General features: G+C 55.1%; 1 protein-coding gene. It reads right to left on the bottom strand.

The window, feature by feature from the left end; translation table 11 throughout:
- Positions 1–1,094, bottom strand: a 1,094-nt coding sequence (locus tag P0Y67_RS22650; RefSeq protein ID WP_342393699.1) for an Ig-like domain-containing protein, incomplete at both ends; no start/stop codon positions are given.

Here is a 1,094-nt window from a genome sequence, read left to right as displayed (position 1 = left end):
GTGCCACTGCCGGTGAAATTCGACAGCGTGCCCCCCGATACAGCCACATCATCAAACGTAAAATCGCTGCTGCTTTCACTCAGGTTAAAAGTGATAGTGGCGGTCTCACCCTGTTTCAACGCGGGTTTATCGCTGCTGATCGTCACTGTCGGCAGCACGGTATCCACTGTGATCGCTGTCTGCGTGGCCGCGGTATTGTTATTACCGGCAGCATCAGTGAACCTGTTGGCGGCGATATTAATGGTCGCCCCGGCAATGCTGTTGGCATCTGGCGTAAAGGTGGCGCTGTAACTGGTGCCGCTGCCGGTGAAGTTCGACAGGCTGCCGCCCGTTACTGCCACATCACCGATAGCGAAATTGCTGCTGCTCTCGCTGAGGGTGAAAGTAATGGTGGCGGTCTCGCCCTGTTTCAGCGCGGGTTTATCGCTGCTGATGGTCACTGTGGGCAGCACGGCATCCACCGTGATGACTTCCTGCATGGCTGTGGTGTTGCCATTACCGGCAGCATCAGTGAACTTGTCGGCAGCGATATCGATCGTACCGCTTGTGACATTGGCATCAGGGGTAAAGGTGGTGCTATAGCTGATGCCACTACCCGTGAAGTTCGACAAGCTGCCGCCGGTAACATTAATATCATCCTCGGTAAAATCGCTGCTGCTTTCGCTCAGAGTAAAGGTGATGGTGGCGGTTTCACCCGATTTCAGAACAGCTTTATCACTGCTGATGCTGACAGTGGGCAGCACGGTATCAACCGTAATCGTTGTCTGTGTGGCCTCGGTGTTGTTATTGCCAGCGGCATCAGTGAATCGGTTAGCGGCGATATTGATGGTCGCTCCGGTTGTACTGTTGTCTGTTGGGGTAAAGGTGGCGCTGTAAGTCGCGCCGCTGCCGGTGAAGTTCGACAGGCTGCCGCCCGTCACTACCACATCGCCGATAGCGAAATCGCTGCTGCTTTCGCTCAGAGTGAAAGTGATGGTGGCGGTCTCACCCTGTTTCAACGCTGTTTTATCGCTGCTGATAGTCACTGTCGGCAGCACGGTATCCACTGTGATCGCTGTCTGCGTGGCCGCGGTATTGTTATTACCGGCAGCATC

The sequence above is a fragment of the Photobacterium sp. SP02 genome, from assembly GCF_038519165.1.
Lineage (GTDB): Bacteria > Pseudomonadota > Gammaproteobacteria > Enterobacterales > Vibrionaceae > Photobacterium > Photobacterium halotolerans.
The sequence above is the reverse complement of the archived record's forward strand: the minus strand, read 5'-3'. Positions and strand labels throughout refer to the sequence as shown.